This is a genomic window from Bacillus mycoides (genome assembly GCF_001757995.1).
Classification (GTDB): Bacteria; Bacillota; Bacilli; order Bacillales; family Bacillaceae_G; genus Bacillus_A; species Bacillus_A mycoides_B.
In genome coordinates this window covers 106,351-122,903 of sequence record NZ_LXLV01000062.1, presented here as the reverse complement: position 1 = coordinate 122,903, position 16,553 = coordinate 106,351, and the positions used below count along the sequence as shown (strand labels likewise).

Below are 16,553 nucleotides of genomic sequence, written 5' to 3'. Positions count from 1 at the left end.
TATTATTTAGTTGTATGAAAAATGAGCTTGTAGAGATAAGAGAGGGAAATTATGAAAAAGTATGCATTAGTAACTGGAGGGAGCGGAGGAATCGGCTCTGCTATTTCAAAACAATTAATTCAGGATGGATATACAGTATATGTTCATTACAATAAAAGCGAAGAGAAGATAAAGGAGTTACAAAAGGAATTTGATGTAGTGATTCCTGTGCAAGCAAATTTAGCTTCTATCGATGGAGCGGAGAAATTGTGGGGACAAATCGAACATCCTATTGATGTTATTGTATACGCAGCTGGAAAGAGTATCTTTGGATTAGTAACAGATGTTACTAATGAAGAATTAGATTATATGGTGGAGCTTCAAGTAAAGAGTTTATATAGACTTCTATCGATGGCGCTTCCACCGATGATCGGGCGGAGAAGTGGTAATGTTGTCATTATTTCATCCATTTGGGGGCAAATAGGAGCTTCTTGTGAGGTGCTGTACTCAATGGTGAAAGGTGCACAAAATTCATATGTGAAGGCTTTAGCGAAAGAAGTTTCTTTAAGTGGATTGCGCGTTAATGCGGTAGCGCCAGGTGCAATCGAAACAGAAATGTTAAATGTATTTTCAGAAGATGATAAAAATGAAATTGCTGAAGATATTCCATTAGGTAGAATAGGACTACCCGAAGAGGTAGCAAAAACAATCTCCTTCCTTGTTTCGCCAGGAGCTTCTTATATTACGGGGCAAATTATTGGAGTCAATGGCGGTTGGCATTGTTAAAAATTTCTTACATAAAAAATAAAAAAATGCACAAATTAAGCATGATTCTATTACTCAATAGTGAGGTGCTTAAACATGTCAGTGTTAGATAATTTTGATCAGTGGAAGAGCTTTTTAGGAGAACGTTTAGAACAAGCGGGGGGAAAAGGGCTTGATGGTGGTGCCGTATCAGATATGGCATTTCGTGTGGGTGATTATTTAGCAAATGAAGTAGAAGCGCGCAACGATCAAGAAAAATTATTGTCTGAGCTTTGGAAAGTTGCTGATGAACAAGAGCAACACACAATCGCAAATTTAATGGTAAAATTTGTACAACACAAGTAAAAGTAGAGAGGAGAAGTTCCTCTCTACTTTTTTTGTATAATAATTAGGAGGAATAGATTATACATTTAGCTTCCCTATTAAGATGAAATCATATAATATAGTACGTAGGTGTAAAGTAAGCGTGGGGGAGTGATCTTGGATGATTGAATGGTATTTTGAATATGAAATACATAAAAACCGACCTGGCTTACTTGGTGACGTTTCTTCGTTAATCGGTATGCTTGGCATCAATATTGTCACAATTAATGGTGTAGATAATGCACGACGTGGACTTTTGCTTATGTGTGATAATCAAGAACAAATCGCTAGACTTGAATCAATTTTAAATACGATGGATAATATAACGGTAACGAAATATCGTCCGCCAAAGCTTAGAGATAAGCTAGCAGTTAGACATGGTAGGTACATACAACGAGATGCAGATGATAAGAAAACATTTCGATTTGTGCGTGATGAACTAGGATTACTTGTAGACTTTATGGCGGAAATAATGAAAAAAGAAGGTCATAAACTAATTGGGATACGAGGAATGCCTCGTGTCGGAAAAACAGAATCTATTGTTGCCGCAAGTGTTTGTGCAAATAAGAGATGGTTATTCGTATCATCTACTCTCATTAAGCAAACTGTTCGTAGCCAATTGATTGAAGATGAGTATAGCGACGATAATATTTTCATACTGGATGGAATTGTGTCGACAAAGCGTGCCAATGAAAGACACTGGCAGCTCGTTCGTGAAATCATGAGATTGCCTGCAACGAAAGTTGTGGAACATCCGGATGTGTTTGTGAGTCAGTCAGAATACACATTGGATGATTTTGATTATATTATCGAATTGCGTAACGATTATGATGAAGAAATTCAATATAATTTAGTAGATGAAATTGAGCAAGGTACGCAAAATAATTTCTCTATGTTCGACTTTTAAGAAATATTGAGGTGTTAGTAGTGACGGAATTAGGACAAAAGCTGACAGAAGCAAGAGAAGCGAAAGGCTTGTCTATTGATCAGCTGCATGAGATTACAAAAATTCAAAAGCGCCATTTAGTAGCGATTGAAGAAGGCAAATATGATGTGTTGCCAGGAGCTTTTTATGCGCGTGCATTCATTAAACAATATGCAGATGCTGTTGGATTAAATGGAGAGGAACTGCTTGTAGAATATCAGAGTACGATACCACAATCTGAAAAACGTGAAGTTCCACAAGTATCAACTGGACAAAAAACACAAGAAACAATGCAAAAGTCTTCATCATGGCCAATTGCAGATCATATGCCAAAAATTTTGATTGCGTTGTTAGTAATCGCATTTGGAGTGGTAGTCTGGTTTGTTATTCAAGCGTTAACTGGAAAAGATGATAGGCAAGTTCCAAATGCTCAAAGTGAGAAAATTGAGGTTCAAAAAGCAAAAGATTCTCCGTTAGATACGAAGAAAGATGAAGCGAAAGCGGAAGAACAAAAAAAAGAAGAACCCAAAAAAGAAGAACCAAAGAAAGAAGAGCCAAAGAAAGAGGAACAACCAGCACAACCAACTGGACAGCAAGAGATAAAAGTAGTTGGAACGACTGGTAAGGTATCTACTTTGGAAATTCATAATAATAAAACATTAGAACTGGAAATATCGGGTAAAGGTGCGAGTTATGTAGATGTTAAAGATGATGCTGGGAACGAAATTCTAAACACTACAGTACAAGGTGGCCAAATAGAAAAACGTGATTTATCAACAGTAAAAGAAGTGCGACTTAATATTGGAAATGCAACGAATGTTGAAGTTAAACTGAATGGTCAAGTGGTTGCTTTCCCATTGGATCCAGAAAAAGAACTTCACCAAAGATTGGTGATAAAAAACCAAGGGATAGGGCAAGCTGCGCAATAACAGTCATCGCTTCGATGACTTTTTTCAATGAACAAATGTTTTTGATATGATGGAGGAATAGCTGTGAATTTACCAAATAAAATTACAATATCTAGAATCTTCTTAATTCCAATTTTTATGGTAATTATGTTAGCGCCCTTTGAGTGGGGCTCATTTATAATTGGTGATGTAGAGTTACCAATTCAACATTTAGTAGGGGCACTTATCTTTATTATTGCTTCGGCTACAGATTGGATTGATGGACATTATGCAAGAAAATATAATCTTGTAACGAATTTAGGGAAATTCCTTGACCCGTTAGCAGATAAATTACTTGTTTCTGCAGCACTTATCACGTTGGTAGAGATGCAATATGTACCTGCTTGGATCGTTATTGTAATTATAAGCCGTGAGTTTGCAGTAACAGGTTTACGCCTTGTACTTGCTGGGACAGGGGAAGTAGTTGCAGCAAATCAGCTAGGGAAAATTAAGACATGGACACAAATTATTGCGATTGCAGCATACTTATTGCATGATGTACCGTTAAATTTACTTCATATTCCAGTTGCAGATATTTTCATATGGATTGCATTATTCTTTACCGTTATTTCAGGATGGGATTATTTCTGGAAAAATAAAGATGCTTTTGTAAACTCAAAATAGAAGTTTATGGGGGAATTGGGATGAATGCTGAAATTATTGCGGTTGGAACGGAATTATTACTTGGACAAATTGCAAATACAAATGCCCAGTTTTTATCTGAAAAGTTAGCTTCAATCGGAATTAACGTGTACTACCATACTGTTGTTGGGGATAATAACAAGCGATTACAGAAGGCAATTGAATTGGCTGAAGAACGAGCTGATATGCTCATTTTTACAGGTGGATTAGGACCGACAAAAGATGATTTAACGAAAGAAACAATTGCGTCTAGTTTAGATAAAGAGCTTGTGTATGATGAAAAGGCATTAACATCGATATGCGATTATTTTAAGCGTACAGGCCGTGAATTTACGGAGAATAATAAAAAGCAGGCGCTCGTTTTAAATGGATCGACTGTATTTGCGAATGATCACGGTATGGCGCCTGGTATGGGGTTAAATAAGAACGGAAAAGTTTATATTTTATTACCAGGACCACCAAAAGAAATGAAGCCGATGTATATAAGTTACGTAGAGCCGTTTTTATGCAAGTTTACAACGGGGGAAAATATTTATTCTCGTGTTCTTCGTTTTTTCGGTATTGGAGAATCTCAATTAGAGGTGAAAGTTCAAGATTTAATTGATGGACAAACGAACCCAACCATTGCACCACTAGCAAATGATGGAGAAGTGACATTACGTTTAACTGCCAAACATCATGATGCTGATGAGGCGGAGAAACTGATTCAGCATGTGGAAGATTTGATTTTAGAAAGAGTAGGGGAATTTTTCTACGGATATGACCAAGATTTCCTTCATTACAAGGCAATAAGGCTATTGAAGGAAAAGGGGTTAACTTTAGCATGTGCAGAAAGTTTAACAGGCGGTCTTTTTGGAAATCAAGTAACAGAAAATGCTGGTGTTTCGTCTGTATTTAAAGGCGGTGTCATTTGCTATCAAAATGATGTGAAGCAACAAATTTTACATGTACCTGAAGAAGTGTTACGTACTGACGGCGCGGTTAGTAAACAGTGTGCTCGTTATCTTGCTGAAAATGTAAAGAAACTGTTAAAAGCAGATATCGGAATTAGTTTCACTGGGGTGGCAGGACCGGATGCTTCAGAGCATAAAGAACCAGGAACAGTATTTGTTGGACTGGCGATTAAAGATGAGCCAGCTGTAGTCTTCTCGCTTAATTTAAGTGGAAGTCGTCAACAAATTAGAGAACGCTCTACAAAATATGGATTTTATCATTTATTTAAAAAGCTAGAAGAGATATAAATTTCTTCTAGTTTTTTTTGTGGAAAAATCTAGTTATATTCGATATGAAATAAAAAAAACGAATAAATGTTCGATTTTTGTTGGCAAATTGAATTGAAAATAGGTATAATAAGATTAGCAATTTAGTTAAGGAGGAATTTTGAATGAGTGATCGTCAAGCGGCATTAGATATGGCGTTAAAACAAATAGAGAAGCAATTCGGTAAAGGTTCAATTATGAAATTAGGAGAACAAGCGGAGCGTAGAATTTCTACAATTTCAAGTGGTTCTTTAGCACTTGATGTGGCACTAGGAGTAGGCGGATACCCACGTGGACGTATTATTGAAATTTATGGACCTGAAAGTTCAGGTAAAACAACAGTTTCATTACACGCAATCGCAGAAGTGCAGCGTCAAGGTGGACAAGCGGCGTTCATCGATGCGGAGCATGCAATGGATCCTGTATATGCACAAAAATTAGGTGTTAACATTGATGAATTACTATTATCACAGCCTGATACAGGGGAGCAAGGACTAGAAATCGCAGAAGCACTTGTACGAAGTGGCGCGGTTGATATTATCGTAATTGACTCTGTAGCAGCTCTTGTACCGAAAGCTGAGATCGAAGGGGACATGGGTGACTCTCACGTTGGTTTACAAGCACGTTTAATGTCACAAGCACTTCGTAAACTTTCAGGTGCAATCAACAAATCAAAAACAATCGCAATCTTTATCAACCAAATTCGTGAAAAAGTTGGGGTTATGTTCGGGAACCCAGAAACAACTCCAGGTGGTCGTGCGTTGAAATTCTATTCAACTGTCCGTCTTGAAGTACGTCGTGCTGAGCAATTAAAGCAAGGTAATGACATCGTTGGTAATAAAACGAAAGTAAAAGTAGTTAAAAATAAAGTAGCACCGCCATTCCGTGTTGCTGAAGTTGATATTATGTACGGAGAAGGTATTTCAAGAGAAGGTGAAATCTTAGATATGGCTTCTGAACTTGATATCGTTCAAAAGAGCGGTGCTTGGTACTCTTATAATGAAGAGCGTTTAGGACAAGGTCGTGAAAATTCGAAGCAATTCTTAAAAGAGAATACGGATTTAAGAGAAGAAATTGCCTTCTTTGTTCGTGAACATCACGGAATTGGTGAAGATTCTGGTGTTGAAGGCACGGAAGATTCAGCTCTTCAAGATTAAAAAATAAAAAGACACGGGACCGTGTCTTTTATTTTTTAATTCATTATGAAAGCGTTGTATATAGCTAGAGATAAAATATTTATTCTATCCAAAAGGCTATGTGTAAAGAGGGATATTCATATGTTTTAAGTGAATGAATTGGGATTTACTAAGGTTTTCCAGGATAATATGCCGTCTGTTTTTTAAATCCATATAAGATTCAGGGCTGAAGGTAAAGAAAGTAAAAGTAGACAACGCTTGACAATGAAAATTGCGATAGATACAATGAGAATGTATATTTTTTCTTATATACGATATACTCTTCTCAAGAAGAGAAGTAATATTCGGAGTAAGACTTAAATCTTGCCGAAATAATAATATGACATTTTAATTGTGAAATGAAGAAAGTCCCTTAAAAAAGCGGGACGACGGTCTTTGCTGTACGTTGTCATTCAATGTACATGCCGACAGTCTTTTTTCATTCATAGCAAGGGGAGGTGAAATCATGAGTAGTACAGTTTGGATACTCATCTCCATTTTGCTTGCAACAGTCGGTGCAGTTGTTGGCTTTTTTGTTCGAAAGTCTATTGCCGAAGCGAAGATTAATGGTGCAGCTAATGAAGCAAAACGTATTCTAGACGAAGCGAATCGTGATGCTGAAGCACTTAAGAAAGAAGCGCTTTTAGAAGCAAAGGATGAAATTCATACACTTCGTACAGAAGCTGAATTAGAAATTCGTGACCGTAGAAGCGAATTACAAAAACAAGAAAATCGTTTAATGCAAAAAGAAGAGAACCTTGATCGTAAAGACGAAACGCTCGATAAGCGCGAGCAACAGTTAGAAAAGAAAGAGGAATCTCTTTTAGCGAAACAACAACAGATTGAAGAGTTGGAAAGCAAAGTGGGAGAGTTAGTTCAAAAGCAACAAACAGAATTAGAGCGCATTTCCAATCTGACCCGCGAACAAGCGAAAGCAATTATTCTTGGTAAAGTGGAAAGTGAAGTTTCTCATGAAATTGCCGTTATGGTAAAAGAAAGTGAAGTTCGCGCGAAAGAAGAAGCGGATAAGAAGGCAAAAGAGATTTTATCTCTTGCAATGCAAAGATGTGCAGCTGATCATGTTGCTGAAACAACCGTTTCGGTTGTAAATCTTCCAAACGACGAAATGAAGGGACGTATTATCGGACGTGAAGGTCGTAATATTCGTACGTTAGAAACGTTAACAGGTATTGACCTTATTATCGATGATACACCAGAAGCGGTAATTCTATCTGGATTTGACCCGATTCGTCGTGAAACAGCTCGTATCGCTCTTGATAAACTAGTACAGGACGGACGTATTCACCCAGCGCGTATTGAAGAGATGGTCGAAAAATCAAGACGTGAAGTGGACGAGTATATTCGTGAAGTCGGAGAGCAAACAACGTTTGAAGTGGGTGTTCATGGCTTACATCCAGATTTAATTAAAATTTTAGGTCGTTTAAAATACCGTACAAGTTACGGACAAAACGTCTTAAAACACTCTATGGAAGTTGCATACTTAACTGGACTTATGGCAGCGGAGCTTGGTGAGGATGAAAAACTAGCAAGACGTGCTGGTCTATTACATGATATCGGAAAAGCAATCGATCATGAAGTAGAAGGTAGCCACGTTGAAATTGGTGTTGAACTCGCAACGAAATATAAAGAGCATCCGGTTGTAATAAACAGTATTGCATCTCACCATGGTGACACAGAACCAACTTCTATCATTGCAGTTCTAGTTGCTGCAGCAGATGCATTATCAGCTGCAAGACCGGGAGCTCGTAGTGAAACGCTTGAGAACTACATTCGTCGTCTTGAAAAGTTAGAAGAAATTTCAGAGTCTTATGAAGGCGTAGAAAAATCTTTCGCAATTCAAGCAGGACGTGAAGTTCGTATTCTGGTAAAACCAGATACAATTGATGATTTAGAAGCTCATCGTTTAGCTCGTGATATTCGAAAACGTATTGAAAATGAACTGGATTATCCAGGACATATTAAAGTAACTGTTATTCGTGAAACACGTGCAGTGGAATACGCAAAATAAAGTGGTGAAACACCACTTTATTTTTTTGTGTTGGAATTGGGTAAAATAAAGAAAATTATTTATGAGCAGTATAAACTTATAATAGACAAATTGTAACTGTTGTAAGGAAATAGCTTTAAGTTATAGTATGGTAATAAAAAATGTAGTACATAGAAAGGGTAAGACATATGAGAATATTATTTGTTGGGGATGTAGTAGGATCTCCTGGTAGAGACATGATTCAACAGTACGTACCGGCATTAAAGAAAAAATATACACCCACAGTAACAATTATTAATGGAGAAAATGCTGCGGGTGGACGTGGAATTACGGAAAAGATATATCGAAACTTTTTAGAGTGTGGGGCACAAGCAGTTACGCTTGGAAACCATGCTTGGGATAACCGTGAAGTATTTGAATTTATCGATGATGCAAAATATCTTGCAAGACCAGCTAACTTCCCAGAAGGAGCGCCGGGAAAAGGGCTTATCTTTGTAAATTGTAATGGAACAGAAGTTGCAGTTATTAACTTACAAGGACGTACTTTCCTTCCTCCGATTGATTGTCCATTCCGTAAAGTGGATGAGTTAATCAGCATTGCAAAAAAACGTACAAACATTATCTTTATTGATTTTCATGCTGAAACAACAAGTGAGAAGCAGGCGTTAGGTTGGTACGTAGACGGTCGTGCTACAGCGGTAGTAGGTACACATACACACGTTCCCACAGCTGATAATCGTATTTTACCAAGCGGAACAGCTTATATTACAGATGTTGGTATGACAGGCCCATATGATGGGATTTTAGGCATGGATCGCGAAGCGGTATTGAAGAAGTTTTTAACGAACTTACCAGTACGTTTTGAAGTGACGAATGGCAGAACGCAATTAAGTGCAGTGTTAATTGATGTGGATCCTAATACAGGGAAAGCGAAGAAAATTGAGCGTATTTTAATTAATGATGACCAACCGTTTTTTGATTGATTTTTAACGAAAAGTTAGAGAATTTATTATATTTTAATTTTTTAGAAAAATTACAGAAATTTAGCAGGAATACGTGCCATTCCTCGTGAATATAAGTTAAAGTGAAATAATTGCTATTACTTTTTATAGAAACGAGGAGGAAACGCGGAATGGAAATATTAAAAGTTAAAGCAACGTCGGTCCCTAATTCTGTAGCTGGTGCACTTGCAGGTGTTATTCGCGAACGCGGAACAGCAGAAATTCAAGCTATTGGTGCAGGTGCATTGAACCAAGCGGTAAAGGCAGTAGCAATTGCAAGAGGATTTGTAGCGCCTAGCGGTTTGGACTTGATTTGTATCCCAGCTTTTACAGATATTATGATTGATGGTGAAGAGCGTACAGCGATAAAATTAATTGTAGAACCTCGTTAAGTTGAAACAACCTGTTTGCATACATGCAAACAGGTTGTTTTTTATCATTTCCCGACAGAAAACTCCTACCTGAAAGAATGGATAGGACATGGTCTAAATAAAGAGGTGGGAGATGAATGGCGGTTAGGAAAAAGTCAAAAGGTCTTCTTTGTGAAGAATCGGTATTATGTTCCTATAGAAAGAAAGTGTTACGGCTCCGAAGCATTCTTATATCTACGAAATTGTTTCATTGTAAAAGTCCTTTCATTTGTATATCTTTTTGAAAGGGAGAGAGGACTTTCGACGAAAAAGAAGAAATGATACGTGATCAGTATTTTTTGCTATATCTCGATGTCGTTCTCATGTATATCATGAAAAAGATTGTAAACAAATACAAATAGAAAGTGAGATAAAAAGCGGTGCTTGTCCATAAAGCCTATCTGTTCCGGATCTATCCTAGTGTAGAACAAAAAAATCAAATTGCGAAAACAATTGGTTGTTCACGTTTTGTATTCAACTACTTTTTGGAAAAGTGGAATGATAGATATAAAGAAACTGGAAAAGCGTTATCCTATGGTACTTGTTCTTTGCAATTACCTATTCTCAAAAAAGAATTTGTATGGCTAAAAGAAGTGGACAGTATAGCTCTTCAATCTTCTCTTCACAACCTCGCTGACTCGTATGCAAGATTCTTCAAAAAACAAAACAAGGCTCCCCGGTTTAAATCGAAAAACAATAAAGTCCAATCCTATACAACGAAACACACAAATGGAAACACCGTGATTATAGATAATAAATTGAAGTTACCGAAACTGGGTCTTGTCAAATTTACCAAAAGTCGTGAGGTAGAAGGACGAGTTTTGAGTGCGACCGTCAGAAGGAATCCGAGTGGGGAGTTCAAAGTGGAGGAATGAAAATGAAAATTTTTGATGCTCATTGCGATGTACTCTTGCAGTTATGGAGTGCAAAAGGAAAAAAAGACTTTCAAAACGATTCACAATTACATATTACATTTGAACAATTAAAGAAAAGAAAAGGAAGTATACAATGCTTTGCTATATATGTACCAGAAACAGTAGCGTATGAAAAGCGTTTTGAAGTTGCGCTGCAAATGATAGATATTTTTCATAATGAAATTCTATCGCTACCAGGAATGAAGTTTATTCAGACAAAAAACGATATTAATATGCTAAAACAGGACGAGATTGGAGCATTATTAACATTAGAAGGATGCGAAGCAATTGGAAAAGAAGCGATGAAATTACGTTTGTTTTATCGCTTAGGTGTACGTTCTTTTGGATTGACATGGAACTATGCCAATCTGTTAGCTGATGGAGCGCTAGAGGCACGTGGAGCAGGTTTAACTACATTTGGTAGACAAGTTGTACAAGAACTTAATACGTTACATTTATGGACCGATGTGTCTCACTTAAATGAAAGAAGCTTTTGGGATGTTATTGAAATTGCTAAAAAACCAATTGCATCTCACTCAAACTGTTATCAACTTTGTGGGCATCCACGAAATTTAACCGATGAACAAATAAAAGCTCTTATAAAGAAAAATAGCATTATTGGTATTACTTTCGTACCACAGTTTTTAACGAATGAAAGACAAGCGAATATCGCAGATATATTAAGGCATGTGGAATATATTTGTTCATTAGGTGGAGAAAAAAATATAGGGTTTGGTTCTGATTTTGATGGGATTTTAGAAACGGTTGTAGGTGTAGAAGCATATAGGGATTATGAAAGTATAATTAATCAACTGTGTAAAAAGTATAGTGAATCAACTGTAGAGCGATTTTTGTATAAAAATTTTGTTGACTGTATAACGTTCTAAAGATTTTGTTTTAAAAATTCAGAAAAATTAAAATAAATTAACTTGAATTTATTGATTTTTTTAAGACCTAATACTAGAATGGTAAACGAAATAGCATTATACTAAAGGTTAAGTGAAATCAGAAGAGGCATAATTTGCGTCCATTGTAGTTTATTTGCATAAAAAATGCTAAACTATTACTGTAAAAAAATACACTACAATGAATGCAGCCAAAAGGGGTGTAGGAGATGATTAGTCAACTTTCATGGAAAGTTGGAGGCCAACAAGGTGAAGGAATTGAAAGTACAGGAGAAATCTTCTGTATTGCATTAAACCGATTAGGATATTACCTATACGGTTACCGCCACTTCTCATCACGTATTAAAGGCGGCCATACAAATAATAAAATTCGTGTAAGTACAACAGAAGTACGTGCGATCTCAGATGATTTAGATATTTTAATTGCTTTTGATCAAGAAACAATTGATTTTAACTTCCACGAACTACGTCCGGGCGGAATTGTAGTTGCGGATGCGAAATTTAATCCGACAATACCTGATAATACAGATGTAAATCTATATGTGATACCGTTTACAGATATCGCTTCAGAATTAGGCACATCTTTAATGAAAAACATGGTTGCTGTTGGGGCATCAAGTGCGGTGTTAGGATTAGACGAAACAGCTTATTTAGAGGTTGTTGAAGAAATCTTTGGTCGTAAAGGAGAGCAAGTCGTTCAAAAGAATATGGAAGCAATTAAACGCGGCTCTCAATACATGAAAGAATTGCTTGGTGAGAAAGTAAACATGATGCAGCTTGAAAAAGCTGATGGTAAGAAACGCATGTTTATGATTGGAAACGACGCAATCGCATTTGGTGCGGTAGCTGGTGGTGCTCGCTTTATGTCTGCATATCCAATCACACCTGCATCTGAAATTATGGAATACTTAATTAAAAAGTTACCGAAAGTTGGCGGAACAGTAATCCAAACTGAGGATGAAATCGCAGCTTGTACAATGGCGATCGGTGCAAACTACGCTGGTGTGCGTACATTAACAGCATCTGCTGGTCCTGGTCTTTCTTTAATGATGGAAGCAATTGGTTTAGCAGGTATTACTGAAACACCGCTAGTTATCATTGATACACAACGTGGTGGTCCAAGTACAGGCTTACCAACAAAACAAGAGCAGTCTGACTTAATGGCTATGATTTACGGAACGCATGGTGAAATTCCGAAAATCGTAATGGCGCCAAGTACAGTTGAAGAAGCTTTCTATGATATTGTAGAAGCATTTAACTTAGCAGAAGAATATCAAGTGCCTGTTATCTTCTTAACAGATCTACAGCTTTCTTTAGGAAAGCAAACAGTAGAACCACTTAAGTTAGATAAAGTGGAAATTCGTCGTGGTAAGCTTGATTTAGAAGTAGAATTACCAGAACGTGAAAATAAAGCATACTTCAAGCGTTATGAAGTAACAGAAGATGGAATTTCACCACGTGTTTTACCTGGTATGAAAAATGGTATTCACCATGTTACAGGTGTAGAACATGATGAAACGGGTAAACCATCTGAATCAGCGTTAAATCGTAAAGATCAAATGGACAAACGTTTCCGTAAAATGGCGAACTTGCAGTTTAATAACCCTATTTACAAAAATGCTAAGCATGATGACGCAGACGTATTGTTAGTTGGCTTTAACTCAACTCGTGGTGCGATCGAAGAGGCAATGCAGCGTTTGGAACAAGAAGGAATGAAAGTAAACCATGCCCATGTACGTTTAATTCATCCGTTCCCAACAGCTGAAATCGATCCACTTGTGAAAAAAGCGAAGCGTGTTGTAGTAGTAGAAAACAATGCAACTGGTCAGCTTGCTAACATTATGAAAATGAATCTTGGCAATGGTGAGAAAATTTCTAGTCTTTTAAAATACGATGGAAATCCATTCTTGCCGAAAGAGATTTACAACGAATGTAAAAAAGGGGTTGTATTAAATGGCAACATTTAAGGACTTTCGTAACAGTGTAAAACCAAACTGGTGCCCAGGTTGCGGAGACTTCTCGGTGCAGGCTGCGATTCAGCGTGCGGCAGCTAACGTTGGTTTAAATCCAGATGAGCTAGCTGTTATTTCTGGTATCGGCTGTTCCGGTCGTATTTCAGGGTATATTAATTCATATGGTTTGCATAGTATTCACGGACGTGCTCTTCCGATTGCACAAGGTGTGAAAATGGCAAATCGTGATTTAACAGTTATTGCATCCGGTGGTGACGGTGATGGTTTTGCGATTGGTATGGGACATACAATCCATTCTATTCGTCGTAACATTGATATTACGTACATCGTAATGGATAACCAAATTTACGGATTAACAAAAGGTCAAACTTCACCACGTAGTGAAGCTGGATTTAAAACGAAAAGTACACCACAAGGTTCAATTGAACCATCACTAAATGTTATGGAAATGGCTTTAACAGCTGGTGCGACATTTGTGGCGCAAAGCTTTTCAAGTGATTTAAAAGAATTAACGCAAATTATTGAAGCTGGTATTAACCATAAAGGCTTTTCATTAATTAATGTATTTAGTCCATGTGTTACTTACAATAAAGTAAATACTTATGATTGGTTTAAAGAGAATTTAACGAAACTAAGTACAGTAGAAGGATATGATCCATCTAACCGCATGATGGCTATGCAAACATTAATGGAAAAGAACGGGTTAGTAACAGGTTTAATTTATCAAAATACAAAGCAGCCTTCTTACCAAGAGCTTGTAAAAGACTATAGTGAAAAGCCTTTAGTGCAAGCTGATTTGAATATGGATCAAAAAATGTTTGATGAGCTTGTTGCTGAATTTATGTAATGATCGGAGAGAAGGTTGCCATTTGGCAACCTTCTTTTTGAGTGAATAAAAATAATTAATAGATTTGTTTACTTAGAAAATTCAGAATGATAAAATGATATATAAATCGTTGTATAAAAATAGCATGTTCATTAACTGTGAAATGTAATATAGGATTAGGCTTCTTCTTCTTTAAAATTGGCTAAACGTTCTATACTATGATAATGTGTATAGGGATAAAGCAATATGCTTTTCAATAGGACAAGATGAAATAATAAAAAGGGAATGTCTATTTGTGTGGGGAAGACTTCATTCTTACGGATGATTAGATCGATTACTCAAGTTTCAAAGGGCAAGTTATCTCTCAAGCTATCTAACATCATTGAGATGGGTCTAAGCGCATTAAAATGGACTACAGAGTGTATAGTTAAGGGTGAAAGGAGATTACCGATGAACGAGCAACAACGATTAGCAAGTCGACAAGCAAATTCCTCTACGAAAAAAGAAGAGAAAGATTATAGTAAATACTTTGAAAGTGTATACCAACCACCTTCCTTGAAATTGGCGAAAAAGCGTGGGAAAGAAGAAATTAAAATTGAACGAGATTTTGGCTTACCTGAAGAGTTCCGTAATTTTGGCGCAGGAAGAAAGTTTTACATTCGTACATATGGCTGTCAAATGAATGAGCATGATACAGAAGTAATGGCTGGGATTTTTACAACACTTGGATATGAGCCAACTTTTTCAACTGAAGAGGCAGATGTGATTTTATTAAATACTTGTGCAATTCGTGAAAACGCTGAAAATAAAGTGTTCGGTGAACTTGGTCATTTAAAATCATTAAAGCGAAGAAATCCGGATCTTTTAATTGGTGTATGTGGTTGTATGTCTCAAGAGGAATCTGTTGTAAATAAAATTATGCAAAAAAATCAGCATGTAGATATGGTGTTTGGTACACATAATATTCATAGATTACCGTATATCTTAAAGGACGCAATGTTCTCAAAAGAGACGGTAGTTGAAGTTTGGTCAAAAGAAGGGGATGTAATTGAAAACCTTCCGAAAGTACGTCGTGGTGATATTAAAGCGTGGGTAAATATTATGTATGGCTGTGATAAGTTCTGTACATATTGTATTGTACCGTATACACGCGGAAAAGAGCGTAGCAGACGTCCAGAAGATATTATTAAAGAAATTCGCCATTTAGCTGCGAACGGTTATAGAGAAATTACGTTACTTGGTCAAAACGTAAACGCATACGGTAAAGACTTTGAAGATATACAATATGGTCTTGGCGATTTAATGGATGAACTTCGTAAAATCGATATCGCACGTATTCGTTTTACAACAAGTCATCCACGTGATTTTGATGATCATTTAATTGATGTTCTTGGAAAAGGTGGTAACCTAGTAGAACATATCCACTTACCAGTTCAATCTGGTAGTACAGATATGCTTAAAATTATGGCGCGTAAATATTCGCGAGAACACTATTTAGAGCTTGTACGAAAAATTAAAGAAACAATTCCAAATGCAGTACTAACGACTGATATTATCGTTGGTTTCCCAAATGAAACGGACGAACAGTTTGAAGAGACGATGTCGTTATATCGTGAAGTAGGATTTGATACGGCATTTACATTTATTTATTCTCCGCGTGAAGGTACACCAGCTGCAAAAATGCAAGATAATGTTCCGATGGAAGTGAAGAAAGAGCGATTACAACGCTTAAATACACTAGTGAATGAATATGCAGTTAATAAAAACAAGCGTTATATAGGACAAATTGTAGAAGTGTTAGTTGATGGAGAAAGTAAGAATAACCCTGAAGTACTTGCGGGATACACACGTACGAATAAACTTGTAAACTTTGTTGCTTCAAAATCTTTAATTGGTCAGCTTGTGAAAGTAAAAGTAACGGAAGCAAAAACTTGGTCTCTTAACGGGGAATTGGTTAAGGAACCGATTGAGGTGAAATAATAGATGAAAGTATATACGAAAGATGAAATTGTTGAGCAAGCGAAAGAATTAGCGAAAATGATCTCTGAAACAGAAGAAGTCGATTTCTTTAAGCGAGCAGAAGCACAAATTAATAAAAATGAAAATGTAAAGCGAGCAATTGATGAAATAAAAGCTTTGCAAAAACAAGCAGTAAACTTGCAACATTATGGGAAATGGGAAGCTTTGAAAAAAGTAGAAGCTGAAATTGATGCACTTCAAGATAAGTTAGATAATATCCCAGTTGTACAGGAGTTTAAATCTTCACAAACGTATGTAAATGACTTACTACAGCTAGTTGCTAGTACCATTTCTAACAATGTAACAGATGAAATATTAGTTTCAACTGGCGGCGATGTATTGAAGGGTGAAACTGGTGCAGCAGTAGAAAGTAAAAAAGGAAATTGTGGTTGTTAAAGAGATGTCTTATTGACATCTCTTTTTTTAGTGGATTATATCGTAA

Annotated in this window: 15 protein-coding genes and 1 pseudogene; all 16 read left to right on the top strand. The window is 36.7% G+C overall.

Features of this window, described 5'->3' with window-relative positions; genetic code table 11:
- Positions 1 to 51: 51 nt before the first annotated feature.
- The 16 genes and pseudogenes from ymfI (at position 52) to BWGOE10_RS18895 (ending at position 16,507) form a co-directional block, all read left to right on the top strand.
- The gene (gene ymfI / locus BWGOE10_RS18970) at positions 52 to 765 is read left to right on the top strand and encodes an elongation factor P 5-aminopentanone reductase (protein WP_070144561.1); all 714 of its coding nucleotides are present in this window, start codon (positions 52 to 54) and stop codon (positions 763 to 765) included.
- 75 nt (positions 766 to 840) lie between these two features.
- A complete protein-coding gene (locus BWGOE10_RS18965; protein ID WP_000114449.1) occupies positions 841 to 1,089 on the top strand; it encodes a DUF3243 domain-containing protein in 249 nt (82 codons plus the stop codon).
- A 139-nt stretch (positions 1,090 to 1,228) separates the two neighbouring features.
- On the top strand, positions 1,229 to 2,014 hold the full coding sequence (locus BWGOE10_RS18960) for a DUF3388 domain-containing protein (RefSeq protein WP_070144560.1): 786 nt from the start codon (positions 1,229 to 1,231) through the stop codon (positions 2,012 to 2,014).
- 20 nt (positions 2,015 to 2,034) lie between these two features.
- Entirely contained in the window at positions 2,035 to 2,961 is a 927-nt protein-coding gene (locus BWGOE10_RS18955; RefSeq protein WP_070144559.1) for a helix-turn-helix domain-containing protein, read from the top strand.
- Between the two features lie 63 nt (positions 2,962 to 3,024).
- A complete protein-coding gene (gene pgsA / locus BWGOE10_RS18950) occupies positions 3,025 to 3,603 on the top strand; it encodes a CDP-diacylglycerol--glycerol-3-phosphate 3-phosphatidyltransferase (RefSeq protein ID WP_002014596.1) in 579 nt (192 codons plus the stop codon).
- Positions 3,604 to 3,623: 20 nt separating this feature from the next.
- The gene (locus BWGOE10_RS18945) at positions 3,624 to 4,862 is read left to right on the top strand and encodes a competence/damage-inducible protein A (protein ID WP_070144558.1); all 1,239 of its coding nucleotides are present in this window, start codon (positions 3,624 to 3,626) and stop codon (positions 4,860 to 4,862) included.
- A gap of 143 nt (positions 4,863 to 5,005) precedes the next feature.
- Entirely contained in the window at positions 5,006 to 6,037 is a 1,032-nt protein-coding gene (recA, locus tag BWGOE10_RS18940) for a recombinase RecA (RefSeq protein ID WP_070144557.1), read from the top strand.
- A gap of 484 nt (positions 6,038 to 6,521) precedes the next feature.
- Positions 6,522 to 8,084 carry a ribonuclease Y gene (gene rny / locus BWGOE10_RS18935; protein WP_070144556.1) on the top strand — a complete coding sequence of 521 codons (1,563 nt, stop codon included), beginning with the start codon at positions 6,522 to 6,524 and terminating at the stop codon, positions 8,082 to 8,084.
- Positions 8,085 to 8,251: 167 nt separating this feature from the next.
- Complete coding sequence (locus BWGOE10_RS18930; protein ID WP_070144555.1) at positions 8,252 to 9,046, top strand: TIGR00282 family metallophosphoesterase; 795 nt, start codon at positions 8,252 to 8,254, stop codon at positions 9,044 to 9,046.
- Positions 9,047 to 9,195: 149 nt separating this feature from the next.
- Positions 9,196 to 9,456 (top strand): stage V sporulation protein SpoVS, encoded by a 261-nt coding sequence (spoVS, locus tag BWGOE10_RS18925; RefSeq protein ID WP_000404341.1) that lies wholly within the window; start codon positions 9,196 to 9,198, stop codon positions 9,454 to 9,456.
- Between the two features lie 398 nt (positions 9,457 to 9,854).
- Positions 9,855 to 10,340, top strand: a pseudogene (locus BWGOE10_RS18920) (RNA-guided endonuclease TnpB family protein); the annotation flags it as partial.
- An 11-nt stretch (positions 10,341 to 10,351) separates the two neighbouring features.
- Positions 10,352 to 11,275: a dipeptidase gene (locus BWGOE10_RS18915; protein ID WP_070144554.1), complete on the top strand. Its 924-nt coding sequence runs from the start codon at positions 10,352 to 10,354 to the stop codon at positions 11,273 to 11,275.
- Between the two features lie 227 nt (positions 11,276 to 11,502).
- Entirely contained in the window at positions 11,503 to 13,260 is a 1,758-nt protein-coding gene (locus tag BWGOE10_RS18910; protein WP_070144553.1) for a 2-oxoacid:acceptor oxidoreductase subunit alpha, read from the top strand.
- The gene (locus BWGOE10_RS18905) at positions 13,247 to 14,113 is read left to right on the top strand and encodes a 2-oxoacid:ferredoxin oxidoreductase subunit beta (RefSeq protein ID WP_002088040.1); all 867 of its coding nucleotides are present in this window, start codon (positions 13,247 to 13,249) and stop codon (positions 14,111 to 14,113) included. The genes BWGOE10_RS18910 and BWGOE10_RS18905 overlap by 14 nt, the downstream gene beginning before the upstream one ends.
- Positions 14,114 to 14,542: 429 nt before the next feature.
- Entirely contained in the window at positions 14,543 to 16,072 is a 1,530-nt protein-coding gene (gene miaB / locus BWGOE10_RS18900; RefSeq protein ID WP_070144552.1) for a tRNA (N6-isopentenyl adenosine(37)-C2)-methylthiotransferase MiaB, read from the top strand.
- A 3-nt stretch (positions 16,073 to 16,075) separates the two neighbouring features.
- On the top strand, positions 16,076 to 16,507 hold the full coding sequence (locus tag BWGOE10_RS18895; RefSeq protein ID WP_002014608.1) for a RicAFT regulatory complex protein RicA family protein: 432 nt from the start codon (positions 16,076 to 16,078) through the stop codon (positions 16,505 to 16,507).
- Positions 16,508 to 16,553 lie beyond the last annotated feature (46 nt).